Raw genomic sequence first — 18,087 nt, forward strand, 5'->3', positions numbered from 1 at the left:
CAACATAGTCTATCGGGCTTGGGCGGTAATCCTCTTGAAGATTATCAGGTCTGTGCCGCTCGATTCGTACACGAGGTTTATATTGATACGGGAAGAGGAGTCGACACATGAGTCAACAACACACAGACGCTGAACAACAAGTGGACACTGTCACCCGCACCGTGTTACGTCACAAATTTGATTCGATCGCCGACGAGATGGAGTCGACACTGTTACGGAGCGCGTATTCGAGTATCGTAAAGGAGGCACAGGACGCCTCCGCAGCAATCTTCGACCCACAGGGGCGGACGATCGCACAGGCGGTCGCAATTCCGGCACACCTTGGGATGATGGTCCCTGCTGTCGAGAGTGTCCTCCAGGAGTTCCCACCGGCGGAGATGTCACCCGACGATATCTACATGATGAACGATCCCTACGACGGCGGAACGCACCTTCCCGACATCACCGTCGTTAAGCCCGTTTTTAACGATGACAAGGTGATTGCCCTTGGTGTGACGATGGCGCACCATCAAGAGATGGGCGGGAAAACACCGGGGAGCATTCCAACAGACGCAACCGAGATTTATCAAGAGGGCATCCGATTTCCCCCGCTGAAGTACCACGACCGCGGCGAGGTCAACGAGACAGCCCGCGATGTATTGACGAAGAATGTCCGGATTCCGGACGTCGTTATTGGGGATCTGAACGCGCAGATCTCCGCGGTGACGACCGCTGAGCGACGCCTCGCGGCCGTCGTTGAGGAGTATGGCAATGACACGTTTATTACCGCGGTTAAAAATATCATGGGCCACGCGGAGGAGCTCACTCGCTCGAAGATTGCGGACATCCCTGACGGGGAGTACGATTTCTACGATTACATAGACGACGATGGAGTCAACATTCGAGTGCCGATCCGAATTAAAGCGACAGTCACCGTTGATGGTACCGACATGCACGTCGACTTCACCGGTACCGACGAGCAAGCCGACGGCCCAGTGAATGCGGTTCCGGCGGCGACACTGTCGGCGGTATACTATGTCGTTCGTGCGATCACGGATCCCGATATCCCAAACAACGCTGGCTGTTTCATGCCGGTATCGGTAACTATGCCCAAAGGAACGCTCGTCAACCCGCTTCCGCCTGCGCCGGTCAACGCCCGCACGGTAACGTTCAAGCGAATCGCCGACGTGCTGCTCGGGGCACTTGCACGCGCAGTTAAAGACCGGGTCTCGGCACCCGGTAGTGGCCAACTCGCGGCACTCACCTTCGGTGGGATGGAGGACGGCGAGCAGTGGATTTACGGCGAAGTTGGCGCCGGCGGGAGTGGCGCTCGCCCTACCAAGGACGGGATCGATTGCATCGAAACTGACGTGACCAACTGTATGAATACGACTGCGGAGGCGACGGAAATCGAGTATCCGATTCGTGTACATCGCTACGATCTGTGGGAGGATTCAGGCGGACCAGGGCGGTACAGGGGAGGCCTCGGTTATCGTAAACAGTTCGAGATTCTCGTGGACGATGTAACCTTTACACACCGTCGCGACAGGCACGACTTCCAGCCGTGGGGACTCCTTGGCGGTCGACCCTCGCCCCGGTGTCGGACAGAGATTCATAGACCCAACGGAAAAACCGAAGATATCCCTTCAAAATGGATTACCAGCCTTGAGAAAGGGACAATTATCGATGTTTATACGACTGGAGGTGGCGGTTACGGCCCTCCGGTGGACCGTTCCCTCAGGGACGTTGAGCGCGACCTTCAAGAGGAGAAAATCTCCGTAACGACTGCAGAGGAGGAGTACATCGTCGTTGTAAACGAGGGAGAGATTGATCGTAAGGCCACTCGTGATCGGCGCAGTCAGCTGGAATCTGGCTCAGGTGACGAATTTCGGGTTGACCGTGGCGAGCTGCCAGAGACGATCGAAGAGGGGCGGACCGATGACTGACAGTGTAGGTGGCGACCATAGAACGCATCTGCAAGGTAGTGGGATCGATCGTGATCAACATCATCTACGAGCCCACCTACTACACACAGGATGCGTACCCACTACTCTCTTAGCTGTATCCGTCGATGAAATTACCAAGAGTTCGCTCAAAACTGACTCCTGAGTATTGAAAATTGATCCAGTCATCATTAAACGATGATAGCGATCGAACTATTCTGATCCCGGCATTTTTTACGCAGCGAACTGGAGAATCGCCTCTGCGACGAGATCGATTCCGAGTTCAATCGCATCTTCATCGATGTCGAACTCGGACGTGTGGTGGCCCGAGGGGTTGCTGGCGCCGATCCCGATGTAGGTTGCCGTTCCACCCGTCTCTTGGACGCGCCGGATCAGGAATGATGCATCCTCACTTCCGGCGATGGGTTCCCGCAGGATCACGTGATCAATGTCGGGAACCGCATTGGCAGCATCCGAGACAATCCCGACCATTTCTCCGTCAGGTTCGAAGGTTGTCGTTTGGCCGTACACCGAGCGGGCAACGTCCACATCGTGCATCTCTGCGGCGGCCTCGACAATCCGGACGGCTTCGTCGGTCATGTAGTTTTCGAGCTCCGGCGTTTCTCCTCTGAGTTCAACTCGCATCATTGCTTGATCGGCGATAACGTTCTGCTGATTCGGGGCAGATACTTCCCCGATGTTGACCCGAGTCCCCCCGTCACCGTGCCGGGGGATCGCGTAGAGGTTTTGAATCGCCGCGGACATCGCTTGGAGCGCATTTCTCCCCTCGTTCGGAGCATGTCCCGCGTGGCTAGGGGCACCCTCATAACGGACATCGTACTTCGTGTTCGGCAGCGGCGTCTCACGACCGGCGATAATCGTCCCGGTCTCGTGACCGAGGCCGAGGTGGACTGTCATGAAGTGATCGACTGCCTCAAGATGATCTGTCTCACTCATCGGCTTTCCGCCGCGGCCGCCCTCCTCAGCAGGTTGAAAAAACAACTTGAGCGTTCCATCGAATTCGCTTCGATTGATCGCGCGGGCGACGCCGACGCCAATCGCCGTATGGCCGTCGTGTCCACAGGCGTGCATCAGACCCCTGTGTCGACTTATGAATTCTTCGCGTGCAGGCGCGTGATCTGGGATAGTTGATTCTGTGATTTTAAGAGCGTCCATGTCAATCCGGATACCGACAGTGGGACCATCGCCGTAGCGTTTCGTCGCGACGAGACCTGTAACATCACCCATTTGCTCGAGGTATTCTTCGGGGGCGCCGTGGTCAAGTGCCCGTTGGCGAGCAGCGGCAATCTCTTCGGAGGACGGTACACCAAGTCGGGATGCCTCGTTGACAGCGTTCGCACCAAGCGCCAGTTCGAATCCCAGTTCGTCGAGAATCGCAGCCACGATTGCGGTCGTTCGAAACTCGGTCCACCCTACTTCGGGGTGGCAGTGAAGGTCCCGACGCAATTCGATCACGGAGAGGTCACTGTACTCCATTAAAATGAATTCGGTGGGTAGAACGCAAAAAGCTGCCTGTAGCTTTCATCGTCTTGTCAAATGATCTTGGAGTGTCGAGCTAACAGTCGATCCAGACCAGTGGCTTTCGTCGAAGATCTCATTTGTATTAATCGTTACATCATGACTTCTCCACATAAACGACAACTGCAGGCCGATTCCGGTCTGGCACACCCGGCGCACGTCTGAGGCGATTATTTAATAACACGAGTGCTACACTCACCATGCGCCGGCGCACACTCCTCGTAACCGTCGCAGCAATTACCAGCGGGGGGTGTACATCACTGATCGATGACAACCGATCAACTGAGAATTCGGATGGTGGCAACGAGGTCGCAGAGAACGAGACGGCGTCGGGCGAGACAGTGCTGGCTCGACTCCCCAATCCAGAGGCGTTCGACGCAGACTACGAGGTCGTAGATAGCGAGTTTTCGCCTCGTCGAGAGGATAGTACAGGTCGGACGTACCAGTACAGCGGCCCCCGTGAGGACCGTCCCCAGAGGCTCCGTATCGGTTTAGTGGAGTTTCCGTCCAACGCCGAAGCTGCAGCCCATTTTCATGATGTTCTCGAACATATTCAGGAGTTGTATTCTGATGCGAGCGAACACGTATACACCGCTGGGAACGTTCGTTCGGTTCGGGAGTTCCGGACGTGGACTTCCGAAGAAACGTATCTTGCGATAGTGATCGCTCATGCCGGCCACACTGTCGTTCTGGGCAGATCTGAGGATCGCACGCAGTACGATCACTCGGTGCTTCGCAACGCTGTTCATGCGATCGAGTTCTAATAATTTTTGACAGATTATAAACTGGTATTGTGACTTTCGAAGATAGTCTTCACATAAGAATACAGCGGGAACATATATTTTTGCGTACTCTCAACGGCAGTACTAACTTTGCCTAAGAGATGGAAAATCAGGCTATATTGGAGCCGATCAAATGAGTCTTTCCGAACTTACAGAAGTTTTGGACGAGATTGACTCTTTTGAGCGTGAGAGAACGTATCTCTAGGTCATTGAGCTGGCGATCTTGTTGTATAATTCTGGAAAGCTTTTATGAAGATCGCGCGCACGTACTCGGGTGGCTTCGAGTGGTCAGATGTTGAGGTGTAGAACTGGGTCCAAAGGTTTGGTACACGCTTGCGTGAGACCGGTCGGCGGCGCTGCGCCGACCTGCCATCGATGCTGCTGATGAATGAGATCACGATCAAACAGCACGGCGAAGAGTTCGTATTGTTTGTAGCTGCTAATTTTGAGACACGCCATCTCATCCACGCCTCAGTTGTACCATCGGGGAACTACCTCACAACCCGGCAATTTCTGACGAAAATCGTGCCGAATTATATGGCCGAATCCTCGCCTTTTTTCACTTGTCTCTCTATCAGCACATATGCGAGCCGCGCACATCACGCAGTACGGCGACCCCGAAGAGACACTCAAACTCGTCGACATGGAGGCCCCCGAACCCGGTCCAAACGAGGTTCGTATAGCGGTAGAGGCTGTCGCGCTCAACCATCTGGATGTGTTCGCGCGAAAGGGACATCCGGCGGATGAGGGCAAGTTCCCAAAACAGACAGGCAGTGACATCGCGGGCGTTGTGGACGCAGTTGGCGACAACGCCGACGACGCGTGGGTCGGGGAAGAGGTTGTCGTTTACCCAGGCGTCTCCTGTGGGGAGTGCGAGTTCTGCATGGCCGGCGAGCACACAATGTGTCATGAGTACGAGATTATCGGCGAAGACCGATCCGGTGGGCTCGCAGAGGACGTCGTCGTCCCCGAGTGGAATCTCGAACCCAAGCCTGAATCGATAGACTTCGTCACAGCGGCGGCGGTCCCTGTGACATTCACTACCGCATGGCGGATGATCGTCACCGCGGGCAAGCTCCGACCCGCCGAGCGCGCGCTGATCCTCGGCGCCAGCGGCGGCGTCGGCAACGCCGCACTCAAGATTGCCGAGCGATTGGGCGCAACCGTCTACGCGACCACCTCCACGGAAAAAAAAGCCGCCGTCGTGCGCGAGCACGCTGACGAGGTCATCGACCACACTGCGGTTGAGTTCGACGAGGCGGTGATGACACTGACCGACGGTCGCGGCGTCGATCTCGTCGCAGAACACGTCGGACAGACGACGTGGCAGCAGTCGATTAACGCGATGGCAATGGGTGGACGGATGGTGGTCTGTGGCGCGACCTCCGGTCCAGAGCCAAATATCGACATCCGATCGCTCTACCAGCACCACCGCCAGATCCGTGGCGCGCCGATGGGGAATCGTCAGGACTTCGGTGATGTGCTCTCACTGGTCGCCAACGGTGAACTTGAACCGCGAATCGACCGCATTCTTCCGCTCCACCGGATCGCCGAGGGTCACGCCGCCATCGATAATCGCGACGTGATTGGGAAAGTTGTGATCCGTCCGTAACCGGGCATTCACAGTGACGATCTGCGGAAAACGTATTAGATTCCTATGGAGGGCTGAAACTTATAGATCATTTGTTCGATATTTATGAAGAGACTTCAGTTCGGACGTCCTACTGATTATTCTATTAAAAGAATTAGAATGCTATCTATAATATTAACATAACTTTTTTACCACCTCAGTAAAATGAGGTAGTGTATCACATAGCATCCAAAGATGATCCACACAACCTACATATGAATATTCGAACTATCACCGGCATAGTACCAAGAATGAAGCTCCTAGCGGCGATTCTCGTCGTTGGCCTGTTGCTCGGGCCAGGTACTGTCGCCGCACAGGACGCGCAACCGTCGGCCGACCTCGCAGGCGCGTCGATCACTGTTGACGTCGGCGAGACCAACACCGTTACCGCAGAATACCAGTTTAATGTATCTGAGGCTGGGAGCGGCGACAGCGAGATCAGCTCGATCAGCGGCACGATTTGGAAGCTTCCAGATCGAGACATTAGCGACATCTCTGCAACTGTTGACGGTGAAAGCGTCGACCCATCCGTGAGCGAGGGAGATCGTCATCTCGACGTCTCGTTCCCCGTTGGGGGGGTTGAGGACGGCGACACCGTGACGGTCACCTTAGAGTACGAAGTCGCCGGACCGGCCGGCAAGATCCGGGCCCCACTCTGGGTTCCGGAGTACTCGACGCCCGGACAGGCCAACGTTATCGACATGACATTGAACTTCCCCGAGGAGACAACGGTGTCCGGGAGCACCTTCCCGAGCCCCGATGGCGTTGACGGCAACGTCGCGAGCTACGACCTGCTCCACACTCCAGGGTTCGTCGCAGCAGAGTATGATGATACCGGACCGGGAATCCTCACCACAGACACGCTCTACTCCATCCTTGGCGTGGTTGTGATGGTGGGATTCATTGTCGGGGGACTAGCAATTGACCGCAAGACAGCGTGAAAAAAATGTCTGTACTAATCGCAATGCTCACACCGTTCGTTCTCGTCGGATTCCTGTTTGTGACGGCGGCGCTGCTGTGGGCACGACACAAGGGCGGCGAGGTATCGGAGCAAGAGATTGGCAGCGAGGAACTCGAACGCGGGGGTGATAACTGATGGCAGTGATCGGCACCGTCGGTTGGGTATTCATTATTACCATCGCGCTGTACTTCCTCGTGATCTTCGGGATCGGAGTGTACGGCTACCTCACGACCAAAGATGAGGATGATTTCCTTGTCGCGAACCGAGAGATTGGCCCCGCGGTCGGGGCGGCGACACTCTCGGCGACGCAGATGAGTGCTGGGACGTTTGTCGGCACGCTCGGGGTCCACTACCTCACAGGTGTGAGCTTTGTCTACATTTGGGTCGGACTCTGGCTGGGGTGGATGGTCTCGCTGGTGTTCGTCGCACCACAGATGCGACGGTTCGGCAAAATAACTGTCCCTGACTTCATCGCGGTACGGTTCGGTGACGACGGCGCCGGCGGCGACCGAATGAGGGCGTTCTCGGCAACCCTGATTGTCGTCGCCTACACAGTGTACATCAGCGCCCAGTACACCGGCGCTGGACTGATCTTCCAGTCCATCTTCGGTGTCTCGAATACGGTGGGGATGGCAATCATGGTCGCCATCATCATCGCCTACACGGCGTTCGGCGGGATGCGTGCGAGCGCGCTGACGGACTTCGTGCAAATAATTATCATGACCGTTGGTGCCATCATAGCGATCCCGATCTTACTCGGGAACATCGGTGGGGTCATCGAACTGGAACTGATGCTGACCTCAATCAACCCAGCGCTACTGGGCTGGGCGAATACCCCTCTGCAGGTGGGCACAATCGCGCTCGCGTTCGGCTTCGGGATGCTCGGCGCACCCTACGAGATCGTCCGTATCTACTCGATGCGTGACGAGCAGACGGTGCGCTACGCAATCGGGACGACGTTGATCTTCCAAATCCTGATTGGCGCCGGCGTCGCCGTAGTCGGGATGAGTATGCGTGTGCTCTACCCGCAGCTCACCACTCCCGACCTCGCGAGCGTCATCATGAGCATCGACGTACTGGGGCCGATCCTTGGTGCGCTCGTCATCGGCGCGATACTCTCGGCAATGTTGAGTACCGTCGACTCGATCATGATCGTCTCGGCGGGCGCCATCGCCCACGATATCTACGCCGAACTGCTCAATCCCGAAGCGAGCGAGAAGCGAAAGCTCTGGGCCAACCGGCTTGCAGTGATCGCTGTGGGAATCATCCCGTTCTTCCTCGCGCTGTACGGTGAGGTGTTGGGCGGATTGGTCCAGTTCATCGTGCTGCTTCAGGCGGCGATCATCGGGGCGACATTCTCGATGCCGCTGCTGCTGGGATTACATTGGGATCGCATCAACACCCCCGGGACGTTCATCGGGATGTTGATCGGATTCATCACGGTACTCGTCTGGCACTTCTCGGTCGACGGCGGCGTCGTCACGGGTGTCCTCGCCCAGATCGATCCTGTCGTTCCGGGCGTGTTGATGTGCCTGATCGGGATGATCGGCGGCTCCTACCTCACTTCAAAGCCGACGAAGGAGGCGCTCGCGCCGTTCTTCGACGTGCAGTAACCACCTTCCACGTGGGAGGCTTCACGACCACTCTTAACCCATGCAGCCAATCACGACCGTCGACATCGAGACACGCACTATTCCACTCGCGGACTCATTCCCAACCAGCTACGGCAATCTGCCAACGACCACTGCTACGTTCGGGTGAGTGACGGCGAAACCGTCGGCTATGGCGATGGTGTCGCACTGCAGATGTTCACTGTGGAGGCCGCCGAGCGCACGCTCCGGGCGATCTCACCCATCGAGCGCCCCGAGTACGTTGAGTACATTGAACAGCTGGTCGCACCCGAAGCAACCATAGACCTCCAGCATCTGCGCTGCCACAGTGGCTTGCCGATTTTCGCTGACGAGTCGATCCACGGTCTCGGAGACGTTCGCATATGGCTGGCTGAGCCGGCGGCAGTCTCGGGCGTCTGTCTGAAGCTGAGGGTGTCATAGAACTCTTGTCACACCGTGATGATCGTGCTTCCCGGATTGTCTCCTCGTTCGTAGTTGGTGATCGCAGTGACGAGACGTAGACACAGCGACAGGAACACCTGTGCTCGTGCATGGACGCGGCCTCGGGCGCGGACGTGCCCGAGGCCGCAGTCCTTCACTGCGTTGTTAGTTCGTTCGACACCTGTCCGGCGGTTGTACGTCTCATCTAACGTCGATTGCTTCAGCTTCACATCCTCGCTGTGTTCTTTGATACGATCTTCGACCCTGTACTCAATGTATTTCGGATCGTTGGTGTTTCGCGGGTTGTATGGGGCAATTGGCACGACTCCTGCGGCCAGCAGGTAGTCGTGCCACTTGAGTGTATCGTACGCGCTGTCACCCACCATCCACATCGGTTTCCCGACGGCGAGCGCGTCACGTGTGACGCGCATCGCCGTCTCTTCTGGTGCTTGTTTGCTTTCAGTGAACTCCGCCGCAATCGGGATTTTTGACCCGGTCGAAACAATCGTGCAGCCATAGCCATAGTAGTACTCTTCAGCCGTCGGATCGTAACACTTCGACGCATCTTGATCGGCGGCATCGTCCTCACGTCTGTCGAATCAATGGAGTAGGTCAACTCGAGCAGGCCGCGGATGGCGGCCTGCTCGACGAGATGGTCGAAGACCTCGTCTACGACGTGTTCAAGATCGGTGAGGAACCGATCGACCGCGTCTCTCGACGGCGGTCGATCGAAGTCACAACTAAGCCAGACCAGAGGATTGTTCAGTTCCCGTACAACCGGGCGAATCCCGTAGATGTCCTTGTAATAGCAATGGAGAAAGCCACGCATCATTTCGGGGGGTTTTAGATCTCGTGTTCGCCCCGTCTGCGCCGGGGCGAACACGTCGAACTCTTTGAGAAACTCGAAAGAGAGATACTCAAACAGCGCTATTGTCTCTGTTTCCACGACATTGAAAAACGTCTCTACCGAAGGATCATCTTGCAGGGTCGCTGGGCTCATTCCACCTCAGCGTTCACCCTGCTCTTTGGTATGGTAACTGTTCTATGACACCCTCGATGCCACCTATCGCGGCGAACCAGACTTGCTATAGCTTCTACACTGGGGTAAGCTAGACATGCTGTAGCGACCACAAGAAGGGCGCTTTGTACGCTCTCGAGTCGTCTCACAATAGGATGTAACTGCGTGCCAATATTTATATTAACTCACGCCCATGCCCGAACGCAACCTACAATGAGCCAACCGACCACAAACAGGGACTCCCTTGATCAGTTCGAACGACGTCTCTTTGACGAAGTATCTCTCGATGAGCCGTGGGACCTTTTGGAGAAGTTCTCCACGCTGAACCGCGTCTCCGGGACTGCCGACGAGGCCGCGGCCGCCGACTACATTTGTGACCGACTCGACGCCAACGGGGTCACCTACGAGCGCTACGAACCCGAATTGTACATTAGCCAGCCACACGAGGCAACGATCGAAACACCCAACAGGGAGTTCGAGCCCGGACCGGTCAAGACAGTCTCCTTTTCGGCATCGACGACCGTCTCCGGTCCCGTCGAGTACGTCGGCGCTGCCGGCGGCGACCTACTGGCGGACGACGACGACGTCCAGGAGCCGTATCACGACGTGGGTGACCTGACCGGCAAGATCGCACTCACGAGAGCTGGAAACCTCTCGATTCGCGCGATCAGCGAGCTCTCGGGGAAGGGTGCGATGGGCGTGATTGTGATCCACGAACACGACCGGGAGCCACACAGCGGGATCGCCACGCCGATCTGGGGCGGGGCACCCCGATACGATGAACTGGAAAAGATCCCAGATGTGCCAATCGCGAACGTCAATAACCCCGATGGGGAGACGCTCAAGGGGTGGGCAGAGAGTGACGAAGGGCTCAAACTGGAGCTCTCAACCGACCTGACGACCGACTGGATGGCCTGTCCTGTCGTCGTCGCCGAGATCAAGGGCAAGGCCGCTCCCGAGAACGACGACTTTGTGTTGCTCCACGGCCACTACGACTCTTGGTACGTCGGCATCACAGACAACGCGACCGGTGACGCCGGTCTACTTGAAGCCGCTCGGGCGTTTGAGGCCCATCGTGAGGACCTCGACAGGAACCTCCGGGTTGCGTGGTGGCCGGGGCACTCCACGGGTCGCTACGCCGGGTCGACGTGGTACGCTGATCAATTCGCTCGGGAACTGGCCGAGCACTGTGTCGCACAGGTCAACATGGACAGCCCAGGCGCAAAGGACGCGACCGAGTACACAGACATGTCCTGTTGGTGCCCCGAGGCCCACGACCTCGTCGGGGAGGCTATCGACGACGTGACCGGCGCACCCTACGCGGAACACTTCCCGTTCCGTGCGGGCGACTACTCTTTCGACAATCTTGGCATCACCGGCTTTCTTATGCTCTCCTCGAATATCCCTGCGGAGATTCGCGAGCAGCAGGGTTACCACGGCGTCGGCGGTTGCGGCGGAAACTCTGACGCCTGGCACGTCTCAACAGATACGATGGACAAGGCAGGTGAGAAGGAGCTTTTGCGGGATATCCGAATGTACGTGGTCTCGATCGCTCGCGTTCTGAACGCAGACGTGCTCCCGTTCGATCACGCCCGGAGCACCGCGAAGCTCCGGCAGGCCGTCGAGCGCTACGACGAGATCGCCGGCAGTCGCTTCGACTTCTCACCTACACTCGATCGACTCGACTCATTGGAGATTGAGATTGAATCGTTCCAGCAGGCAGCGAAGGCTGGCGAGATCGACACCACGACCGCAAACAATGTGATAACGTCGCTTTCCCGCGTACTGACGCGCCTCTATCTGGTAGAGCGCGGGCAGTTTCAGCAGGATCCGGCGACCAGCCGACAGCCGTTCCCGCGGTACTCGATCGCCCGGAAGTTTGAGGTTGTTGACGGTGACAAAGCGCGGTTTATCGATATTCAGCTCACTCGCGAGCAGAACGCTGTCGTGGGCGAACTGGAGCAGGCGCGTGATATCGTTGCGGACGCCGTGGGAGGTGATATCTGATGGTTGACGTCTGCTATCTCGTTCCCGGTGTTGGCCTGCCCGACAGAGAGAAGGAACGCCGCGAGCGTGTCGCCAACGAACTCACGCCCGGCCACGTCGAGGTAACCGTGATTGAGGCCGATGGTCCCGGTCCAACAAGCATCGAAAGCGCCGTTGAGGAGCTTTGGTGTACGGTTGGATCGATGCAGACTGCCCACCGTGTCGAGTCGAAATTCGACGCGCTTGTGATCGGTTGCTTTGGCGACCCAGGGATACGCGGGCTGCGTGAGCTCCTGTCAATCCCGGTAATTGGCCCGGCAGAGACCACAATTCACACCGCCGCGATGGTCGCCGACCGATTCACTTGGCTCACGATCCTCAATGAAACAATCCCGATGAGCCACGAGCAGGCCCACGAGCACCACCTCTCGGAGCGCTGCGTGAGCGTGCGCTCCGTCGATGCACCCGTGGAGTCGATCGACCACGGTGACGATGACCTCGTCGAGCGCATGGTTCGGGAGGGAAAGGCGGCGGTCGAAGAAGATGGCGCCGAAGCGCTGTTCCCCGGTTGCATGAGCCTCTCATTTGCCCAGCGCCACGACGAGATTGCAGAGCGTGTCGGGGTGCCGTTTCTCGACCCTGCGAGTCTCGCGCTTGAGCAGGCGGCCACGTGGGCGCGCCACGGCGTCGCCCAGAGTCCGAAGACCTACCCCGAGCCGAAGTTTGACAAACTCGGAGATCTGTTGAGTGAGACCCCCACAACCGCCGCAGACGACGACTGAGGCGGGAGACAACAGTCATACCCCTTCGAGGTGTCTATTCCAGGGAGTGGTACATCATGCCGGCTTGATATCCGCCCACAGCTGAAGCCCTGTCTCTTACCCATAAGTTCACGAAGTACCGAACGGACGTTTCAGCCGCTGTCGTACCCGATCTACCATCGCCCGATCGAGGCGAGGAGAGATTCAGGCAGTGATCTCGGCGGTGAGGATCACATAATGTGGGTGAACAAAATCACCAAAATCGTTCCACAGGGCTGTGTTACGTGTAGGTATCGGGAGTTTTAGTCAGGTTCCTCGATCTCGGATTCGACTCAATTTGTGGGTAAGAGACAGAGCTGAAGCCGTGGGTCTCTCCTCGATTTGCTGTAGTTCGGGACGACGGAACGATCGCGCCTGCAAACAGGCAACGCTTGTCGGCTGCCCAGAGGCTACTGGCATCAAGCGACCCGCTGACAGTGTGAGACCCGCTACGCTCAGGTGGCGCTCACCACGACTCCTCAAGCGCGTGGAGGATATTCTCGCCGAGCACCTTTTTTATCTCCCCGTCGGTGTAGTCACTCTTGACGAGCCATCGGATTATATTGTTCCACGCCTCAGTGGGATTCTCCAGGCCCTTCACGTAAGGATTCTGGAGCGTCGTCTCGGGAAGTTCGATGCCATGGAAGTCCGCAAGCACTTCCAGAAGCGCCGTGTGGTCGCCGTAGAGAACGTCGGGACCGAACGCAACGTTGTCGATCCCGACAAGATCGACGATGTACTCGAAATGCGCCATGTAGGTATCGATGTCGGGCAGGTGCGTCGACGAGAGGATACCGATGACGCCGCCGGTGTCGGCGATCGCTTCCAGTTCCTCGTCGGACGCACCGCGTTTTCCCACGCCGGCCCTTCGAGCGAGGGCATGAGTGTCGAAGACGGGCTTTTCGCTCGCTTCGCAAACGTCGAGAGTCGTCTGGGGGCTTGAGTGGCTCGTGCTGATCGCCATACCCACCTTGTTCATCCGCTCGACAGCCGCGACACCGAACGAGGTCAAGCCGCCATCGCGCTTGTAGATGCCGCCTTCGCCTGTTCCAAGGGCATTCGACGCGGTGTAGGTGATACCCATTGACCGGACACCCATGCCGTAGAGCTGTTCGATGCGATCGAGTTCGTTCTCGATCATTGCAGCGGATTCGAGCGCCGGTACGACTGCGAGTTTTCCCTCGTCGTAGGCTCGCCGGATGTCGTTGACGCCGTCACAGCGGATGGCGTACTCTGAGTGGGCGATATCACAGGCGCGCATGCTAACGTCGTGGACAATGTCGTCCCACTTCCAACCATGCTGGGAGTGGATACTCGCAAGTCCGTCGAAGTGCATATCGAAGACGCCGTCCAGCGCGGTCTCAGCCAGGTGCTCGTAGGCGGTGACCGCTCGACCCTCACGGATGTAGTCCCAGAGATCCTCATCGAGATCGTCGGGGAAATAAAACGGGTGTTCGTGGAACGACACCACGTAGTTGTCCGCGGCAACCTCCCGGGCACGTTCTGTCTCCTCATCGGTGAGCGGGATTTCGTACGGGTCGAAGCCGGAGTGTCGCTCGGGGAGCGTGAACGCCCGGTAGTCGTCGCCGACCGCCAGGTAGTCATACGACTTGTAACCATCGTACTGTTTGTTTGATCCCATTGTATGTTGAAGCGTGTGAGTAGCAGGTTAATCGTTCGGAAAGCGGTGAACCAGCGAACAGAGTAAGAGCGGTCGCTCGCACCCGATTTCAGCGCGTGAGACGCCGGGTGAATAATAAATGGGAGGAAGGAACAAACCACCATTCGGAGTGTACAGCCGACGACGGACAGATGCTCACCGCGAGGGGCAGATCGTCGAATCGGTCCCACGGGTTCTGGCGGCTGCCAACGGCGTCGCCGGATCCAAAAGGGAGGGGGAGAGGCGGTGACGCACTTGAGCACTGCGTCCGATCGTCGAAGGTCTATCCGTCGTAATCGACGAGTCTGTCGAGGAGGCTCGCGGTTGTCCGGATGCCATTATCGAAACACTCGAGGGCGAGATTCTCGTCGGGTGAGTGGTTGTTCTCGTCGCTATTGGCGTATGGAACGACGACGACAGGCGTCTCCAGATAGCGGGCGAACGCCGCGGTCGGGAGCGATCCGCCGAGCGTCGGCTTGAGAATGGGGTCGGTGTCCCATCCATCGGCGACTGCATCAAGAATTGGATCCCTGACGGGGTGGTCGAGGGGCGTCCGCTGGGGCCACATCGTTCCGAACTTCGACACCTCAAGGTCGACAGTCCCACTGGCGTGGTCCGCGACGTGGCTGCTGAATTTTTTGTAGATGTCGTCGGGGTCCTGATTAGCGACCAGTCGCATGTCCATCTTCAGCTTCGCGGTCGACGGGATGATCGTCTTTGTCCCCTCACCGCCGTAGCCGCTCGCGAATCCTGCGATATTAAGCGTCGGGTAGTACAGCAGTTTTTCGAGGTAGGTATCGCCGGGACCGTCGGCGAAGCCGCCGATGTCGAGATCCGCTTTCACAGCTTCGACGTCGAAGGGCATCGCGTCGAGTGCCTCGCGATCGAGGTCAGCGATCGGTCGGACGTCGTCGTAGAAGCCCTCGATAGTGACTCGACCGTCCGCGTCCTTCATCGACGAGAGGATGCGGGTGAGTTCCCACGCGGGATTCGGCACCGGGCCACCGTAGTTGCCCGAGTGGAGGTCACGGTTCGGGCCGGTTGCATCGATCTGGACATAAAGCATTCCACGAGCGCCCATCAAAACGTGTGGGCGGCCCGAGGCGTCGATGGGGCCGTCGGCCACGTACGTCAGGTCGGCGGCGAGTTCGTCGGCACGATCTTCGACGATCTGTTCGAGGTGGGGGCTCCCGCTTTCTTCCTCGCCTTCGAGGAGGAGGAGCACATTCACGGGAAGCCCAGTCGACTCGCGGAGCGCCCGAACCGCACAGAGATGTGCGAACCACTGACCCTTGTTGTCGCCCGCACCTCGGGCGTAGATTCGGTCGCGACCGTCCGGGCCTTCCCGAATGGTTGGTTCGAACGGCGGCGAGGTCCACTGGTCGGGGTCCACAGGCTGGACATCGTAGTGGCCGTAGAGCAGGATGGTCGGCCGTTCGTCGGACGACTCATCGGCCTCGGCGTGCGCGATGACCGCAGGTTGGCCGTCAGTCTCGATCGTCTCAGTCTCGTCGAAGCCGTACTCGCGACAGAGTTGCTCCGCAAGATCCTTGCACTCTGAAACACCCTCGCCGGTCGCGCTGATAGAGGGCTGTTCAAGAAGTCCGAGGAGGTCCTCAATGAAGTTGTCGAACCGTTTATCAATATAATTTGCAGGATTTCCAGCCATGTGAATTTATCTCACTACCATCGAAAAGAACGAGGGAGGATATCAAAGTTTCTTGATCGACGGCGCAAAGAATGGGAAACGATGGGTGGCATCCAAACCGTTTTAATCCTCTTGAGCATCTGATGAGCTATGTTAGACCCTATCAACCGAGACGTAGAGACGGGGATCCAGTCTCTGATCGACGTCGACGAGATGGACGCTCACCTAGACGTGTTTGACAACCTCGCTCGCGTTTCGGGGACCGAAGACGAGTGGGAGGCAAGCGAGTACGTTGTTGAGAAGCTCGAAGCATACGGGGTCGACGCCGAGATACTTGAGTTTGAGGCGCTCATCAGTACGCCCGAAGAGGCGGGGATAACGGTTACCTCGCCCGAAAAGCGCAATATCGATGAGGCGATCACCACGTCATTCGGGGCGAGCACACCGCCGTCTGGGGTCGACGGCGAAGTCGTCCATGTCCCGGAGCTCACCGAGGAATCGCTGGCCGCCGAGGACGTTGAGGGCAAACTCGTGTTCACACGCGGCCTGCCGACACCCGAACCCATCACAAATCTCGAAGCGGCAGGCGCCGCTGGTGTGGTGTTTGAGTCCCTCGGGGGCGAGCACCTTCACGAGATGATCGTCACCCCGATTTGGGGGACGCCATCCCACGAGGATGCCGATCAAATTCCGGATCTCCCGGTGGTTGAGGTCACGAGCGCAGACGGCGAATGGCTCCGCGAGAAGGTCACAGAAGGACCGGTCGAGGCGACTATTCGGACGCAGGTGACGATCGGGCTGACCACGCTTCCGTGTCCCGTGGGGCGTATCGAGGGGACTAAGAGCGATCGCTACATGCTTATGGGCAACCATGTTGACTCGTGGTACGAGGGCGTCACCGACAACGCCACTGCGATGGCAACTACGATGGAGGTGGCACGGGTCATCGCTGAGGCCGACGAGGACCCCCACCGCGGACTGGTGTTCGGCTTCTGGCCCGCTCACTCAACAGGACGGTATGCGGGCAGCGCGTGGTACGCCGACGAGGAGTGGCTGGACCTCAACGAGAACGGTGTGTGCTACCTCCACGTCGATCTCAACGGTCTGAAGGGGGCCGACAGTATCTGGTTTCAGCACATGGCTGAACTCGCGGACGAGCACCTCGACGCCATCGAATCAGCGACTGACCTCCCACTCCGAGACGACGACGAGAGCTGGCTCGGGAGTTCCGGACGGCCTGCGCGCAACTCCGACCAGTCGTTCTGGGGTGCTGGGCTGAGTTCGCTCCTCTCAGGCGCGAGACTCGACCCTGCGACCGACGAAGGTGGCCCCATCGGCGGCGGATGGTGGTGGCATACTCCCGAAGATACCCGGGACAAAGTCGATATGGACGTGTTGGTCGAAGAGACACAATTATACGTCGCATTGGCCGCGCGTTTTGGCTACTCACCAGTCCTCCCCCACGACTACACAGCAACTGTCAAAGACATTCGAACCGTACTCTCGGACATCGAGTCCTTTGCTGGGCAGGAGTTCGAGGAGATCCACAGCATACTCAACGAACTAGAGGCAGTGATTATAGATGCAAATGAGCTGATCAATAATCACGCGGAGTCGGACCCAAATCTGGCGGCCGACGCGGAGGACCTGCAGGTGCAACTGGGCAATCTCCTTGTTCCGACACTGTACATGGAGACCGAAGAATATGGACATGACCCTGCACTACCTCACCAACGACTCCCGTATCTGCGACTGGCCGAAGAGCTACCCGAGCTCTCTGGTCGCGAGCGACGTTTCGCCGAAACATCGGTTCGACGAGGTCGTAACCGGGTTGTCCACCGGGTCGGAAAAGCGGTCAAAGCCGCTCGGCGGTTCGTCGACAAATACGCCTAAGCGTTCACGTACGCCTGTATTTCGGTTTAGTTTAACGATGGAAATACATCACTAGCGGTCATAAAGAAGTTTGGGGCTGGTCAGATACGAACGCATGAAGCTTTCTCGGAAGCATTTCTGATTAAATAAATTGCCAAAGCGAATTCTAGCGATTTCGCACAGAACTATACCGTTGGCTCGTGAGTACAGCGGTGTGT

13 protein-coding genes and 1 pseudogene are annotated in these 18,087 nt (G+C 57.8%); 10 read left to right on the plus strand and 4 right to left on the minus strand.

Features of this window, described 5'->3' with window-relative positions:
* Positions 1–107: 107 nt before the first annotated feature.
* A complete protein-coding gene (locus E5K03_RS06690) occupies positions 108–1,925 on the plus strand; it encodes a hydantoinase B/oxoprolinase family protein (RefSeq protein ID WP_138005633.1) in 1,818 nt (605 codons plus the stop codon).
* Between the two features lie 231 nt (positions 1,926–2,156).
* Here the strand turns inward: E5K03_RS06690 and E5K03_RS06695 are convergent, their stop codons facing one another.
* Positions 2,157–3,419 carry an amidohydrolase gene (locus E5K03_RS06695; protein ID WP_138005634.1) on the minus strand — a complete coding sequence of 421 codons (1,263 nt, stop codon included), beginning with the start codon at positions 3,417–3,419 and terminating at the stop codon, positions 2,157–2,159.
* Positions 3,420–3,661: 242 nt separating this feature from the next.
* Here E5K03_RS06695 and E5K03_RS06700 point away from each other — a divergent pair, with 242 nt between their 5' ends.
* The 6 genes from E5K03_RS06700 (at position 3,662) to E5K03_RS06720 (ending at position 8,885) form a co-directional block, all read left to right on the plus strand.
* Positions 3,662–4,225, plus strand: a complete 564-nt coding sequence (locus E5K03_RS06700; RefSeq protein WP_138005637.1) for a hypothetical protein — start codon at positions 3,662–3,664, stop codon at positions 4,223–4,225.
* A gap of 601 nt (positions 4,226–4,826) precedes the next feature.
* The gene (locus E5K03_RS06705) at positions 4,827–5,855 is read left to right on the plus strand and encodes a zinc-binding dehydrogenase (protein WP_138005640.1); all 1,029 of its coding nucleotides are present in this window, start codon (positions 4,827–4,829) and stop codon (positions 5,853–5,855) included.
* A 269-nt stretch (positions 5,856–6,124) separates the two neighbouring features.
* Positions 6,125–6,814, plus strand: a complete 690-nt coding sequence (locus E5K03_RS06710; RefSeq protein ID WP_138005642.1) for a hypothetical protein — start codon at positions 6,125–6,127, stop codon at positions 6,812–6,814.
* 5 nt (positions 6,815–6,819) lie between these two features.
* Positions 6,820–6,969, plus strand: coding sequence for a hypothetical protein (locus E5K03_RS17140; RefSeq protein ID WP_171006621.1), 150 nt, complete (start codon positions 6,820–6,822; stop codon positions 6,967–6,969).
* Positions 6,969–8,447 (plus strand): sodium:solute symporter family transporter, encoded by a 1,479-nt coding sequence (locus tag E5K03_RS06715; protein WP_138005643.1) that lies wholly within the window; start codon positions 6,969–6,971, stop codon positions 8,445–8,447. The genes E5K03_RS17140 and E5K03_RS06715 overlap by 1 nt, the downstream gene beginning before the upstream one ends.
* Before the next feature lie 144 nt (positions 8,448–8,591).
* The gene (locus tag E5K03_RS06720; protein WP_138005646.1) at positions 8,592–8,885 is read left to right on the plus strand and encodes an enolase C-terminal domain-like protein; all 294 of its coding nucleotides are present in this window, start codon (positions 8,592–8,594) and stop codon (positions 8,883–8,885) included.
* 8 nt (positions 8,886–8,893) lie between these two features.
* On the opposite strand, the pseudogene E5K03_RS06725 reads toward E5K03_RS06720, so the two are convergent.
* A pseudogene (locus E5K03_RS06725) lies at positions 8,894–9,885 on the minus strand (transposase).
* Between the two features lie 231 nt (positions 9,886–10,116).
* Between E5K03_RS06725 and E5K03_RS06730 the strand changes: the two are divergent.
* Together E5K03_RS06730 and E5K03_RS06735 are read left to right on the plus strand one after the other, a co-directional pair.
* Positions 10,117–11,910 carry a M28 family peptidase gene (locus tag E5K03_RS06730; RefSeq protein ID WP_138005648.1) on the plus strand — a complete coding sequence of 598 codons (1,794 nt, stop codon included), beginning with the start codon at positions 10,117–10,119 and terminating at the stop codon, positions 11,908–11,910.
* Positions 11,910–12,671: an aspartate/glutamate racemase family protein gene (locus E5K03_RS06735; RefSeq protein WP_138005650.1), complete on the plus strand. Its 762-nt coding sequence runs from the start codon at positions 11,910–11,912 to the stop codon at positions 12,669–12,671. The genes E5K03_RS06730 and E5K03_RS06735 overlap by 1 nt, the downstream gene beginning before the upstream one ends.
* A 484-nt stretch (positions 12,672–13,155) precedes the next feature.
* Here the strand turns inward: E5K03_RS06735 and E5K03_RS06740 are convergent, their stop codons facing one another.
* Both E5K03_RS06740 and E5K03_RS06745 read right to left on the minus strand, forming a co-directional pair.
* A complete protein-coding gene (locus E5K03_RS06740) occupies positions 13,156–14,331 on the minus strand; it encodes a dipeptidase (protein ID WP_138005652.1) in 1,176 nt (391 codons plus the stop codon).
* Between the two features lie 301 nt (positions 14,332–14,632).
* Positions 14,633–16,018, minus strand: coding sequence for a M20/M25/M40 family metallo-hydrolase (locus tag E5K03_RS06745; protein ID WP_138005654.1), 1,386 nt, complete (start codon positions 16,016–16,018; stop codon positions 14,633–14,635).
* Between the two features lie 129 nt (positions 16,019–16,147).
* Here E5K03_RS06745 and E5K03_RS06750 point away from each other — a divergent pair, with 129 nt between their 5' ends.
* Entirely contained in the window at positions 16,148–17,890 is a 1,743-nt protein-coding gene (locus E5K03_RS06750; protein WP_138005655.1) for a M28 family peptidase, read from the plus strand.
* The last annotated feature ends 197 nt before the right edge of the window (positions 17,891–18,087 follow it).

This window comes from Halalkalirubrum salinum (assembly GCF_005543295.1).
In the GTDB taxonomy this organism is placed as follows: domain Archaea; phylum Halobacteriota; class Halobacteria; order Halobacteriales; family Haloferacaceae; genus Halalkalirubrum; species Halalkalirubrum salinum.